We start from the raw sequence: 2,806 nt of genomic DNA, 5'->3' as shown, positions 1-2,806 counted from the left end.
AATGAATTTTGTTCAAAAAGTCAATGGTAGTGATATTTGTATTGTTGTTGACTTTATCATTTTCAGGAGTTGCCTGTGGCGCCGATATCGTGGGACCGTCCCAGCCTACCAGTGGGCCCGGGGGCTCAAACTATACGTACAGCAGCGTAATGTCTCAAACAATTGGATCTGGAGTAAACAAATATATCATATATGAACCATCACCCAAAGCAACCGTTACTCTCCCTGTGCTGGCGTTTATACACGGCTATTCTTTAAATCCAACGCCCGATAATAACCAAGACTTCATTGATCATTTGGTTAAAAAAGGAAACATTGTAATCTGGCCGTACTATGAAAACATGTTTACGGATCCCAATAATTATGACGTCAATGCCGGTAATGCTATTAAGGCTGCGATGAATTATATCATTGCAAATCCGTCTACACACGCGCAACCCAAATACGATCCCAGCGGCAACATGGATTTCGGCATTTTGGGGCATTCTGCCGGTGGCACAACAACTGCCAACATTGCTTCCAGATACTCCACATGGAGCCTTCCCAAGCCCAAAGCCATCATGACTATGAATGCCGGAAGGAATCTTGACGGCAGCGATGACGGGGTTCCCTACCGGGATTACAGTCAGATTGCTAACGATACTTATATGCTGACGTTGGTGAGCAGTGAGGATACAACGGTTGAGGACATTCCCAGCAGGTATATTTGGAACAATTCCACTCAGATTTCGTCCAGTCTAAGGGACTGGATTTTAATCAAATCCGATACTCATGGATCGCCGGATACCAATGATATCTCCTCAGTTCACAGCGATGTCAACAATCAGGTGCTGGATGCCATTGACTATTATGGTGCCTGGAAGTGGGCAACCGCCCTTTTCAACTACGCCTCGCCTTCTTCGGTACAGACGGTGACTATTGTCTGGACGACACCTCAAACCAGCGTTTTTGGGGTTGTGGAGCGACGGACAGGCCGTGAACGAGCCTGTTATATCTGACACCCCTGTATGGCCCTAAGCTCAATTAGGCCAAATTCAGTTCTTTTTCGAAAAGGGGTAGGTGAAAACGTACCACTAACCCCTTTATCTTATAAGCGGAGTTGGAGTTCATTTACGATATCGTAGAGATAACAATATATAAGACTTAAATTATTGAAGATTAAATTGAGCATTGAATTTTTTTTGAGGAAAGTCTAAAAATCTACTTTGACAAAAAGTTAATTTACAATTAAGAGATGGAGATTAGTTTTAATTGCTTTTGACAAATGGTACTTAATATCCAATTTTTAAAATAAAAAGTTTTTATAAGTGAGAAAACATGTTAAATCTGTAATTTTAGCTTAATTAATAAAAAATCAATTTCCAAGGCCTCTCAAAGTCAAGCTTTATAATTCATCATCGCAAACGAAGGGGTATCCTCGTTTGCGATGATGAATTATAAAAAATTGTAATAATTCATGATTATTCTTGACTAAACACTTATTATTAATATATGATATGTTCGGTCAATGGGCGAAGCTGCAGCATGACTTTTGTAGTGAAATTGGAAAATTATAATAATAATTATTATTATGCCGCGTTCATTCACTAAACATAAAAAACTGTACGGAAATGAGGATTCATTATAATGGAAGAAAAAAGGAACTTAATTATAAAGGCAGCTATTAATATATTTGTAGAAAAAGGCTATAAGAAAACTACAGTTGATGAAATAGCCGCAAATGTTGGGATGTCCAAGAGTAATCTTTACAATTATTTTAAGACTAAGGAGGAAATATTCAAAGCCACCAAGCTTCCTGCAAAAATAAAGCATAAAAATCCATTCAGTGATGCCAAACGTTCAGGGATTATTGAAGGTGCACTTGAGATATTCGGCCAAAAAGGATATAGCAAAACCATCATGGAGGACATAGCCAAAAATCTTGGGTATACTACTGCCTATATTTATCAATATTTCCCCAGTAAAATGGAGTTGTATAGAGCTATTGTAAGTGAAATGTCTATGGAAATAACCACCCGATTGTTTAAGGACTTCAGCGAAAAGGACTATAAAGATAACTACCGGAAAAGTGCTAAATCTCTTCTGAAAATACTAGCCGAACCAAAATGGACTGGTTTTTTTCGTATGTTGGTGGCGGATGGCGAAAATTACCCTGAACTCATTGACATATTCGGTAAACAATTATTCAATAACCACACAGTTATCTTTATAAAAGATTTACAAAAAAAAGGTATCTTTAGAGATATGGATCCTTTGCTAATGCAGAGGGTTTTCTGGGGAGCGGTCATGGGGTTCTTTTTTGAGCAATATCTATTAAAGCGTCAGCCTTTCTTTGAAAATGAGCAGTTTGTGGACGGACTCCTCGACATATTTTTTCTTGGTGTATCCTGTGACCAAGAACCAAAGCATCAACTTAAGGATCACCTCCAGAGCAATGAAGTTTATAAACACCGTAAGATTAAGGAGTAAATTCGCTTTGATCAGAAACTTGTAAAGAAATATATCAGGTAAGGCTGGACAATCGAAAAAGAGGAAGGCTGATGGTATTGCATCAGGAATTTGGATTTGTTCTAGTACTCCGAGGTCGAGAAAGCCGGCCACATGGGGAAAGGGTTAATGGGTAGCGCAGTCGACAAAGAAAGCACCTGCGGTCATGTTGGACTGGATAAATTCGTTTATTTTGAAGGAAACCAGTTTTTAGTGGTACTAGTTGTTTCGATAAGGAGATTAGTTATCCATCATTATCTGTTGTAATCCCAGCACGGAATGAAGAAGAGTCTATTAGAAAGGCTATTAGCCACTTCTA

General features: G+C 38.7%; 2 protein-coding genes. Both read left to right on the top strand.

The genetic code is table 11. From position 1 onward, the window contains the following. Nucleotides 1-29 precede the first annotated feature (29 nt). Nucleotides 30-998 carry an alpha/beta hydrolase family protein gene (locus DSOL_RS25825; RefSeq protein ID WP_170871630.1) on the top strand — a complete coding sequence of 323 codons (969 nt, stop codon included), beginning with the start codon at nt 30-32 and terminating at the stop codon, nt 996-998. Nucleotides 999-1,626: 628 nt separating this feature from the next. Continuing rightward, entirely contained in the window at nt 1,627-2,469 is an 843-nt protein-coding gene (locus DSOL_RS25820) for a TetR/AcrR family transcriptional regulator (RefSeq protein WP_075367561.1), read from the top strand. Nucleotides 2,470-2,806: the final 337 nt, after the last annotated feature.

Origin of the sequence: Desulfosporosinus metallidurans (assembly GCF_001936615.1) — a bacterium.
Taxonomy (GTDB): Bacteria; Bacillota; Desulfitobacteriia; order Desulfitobacteriales; family Desulfitobacteriaceae; genus Desulfosporosinus; species Desulfosporosinus metallidurans.
The sequence above is the reverse complement of the archived record's forward strand: the minus strand, read 5'-3'. Positions and strand labels throughout refer to the sequence as shown.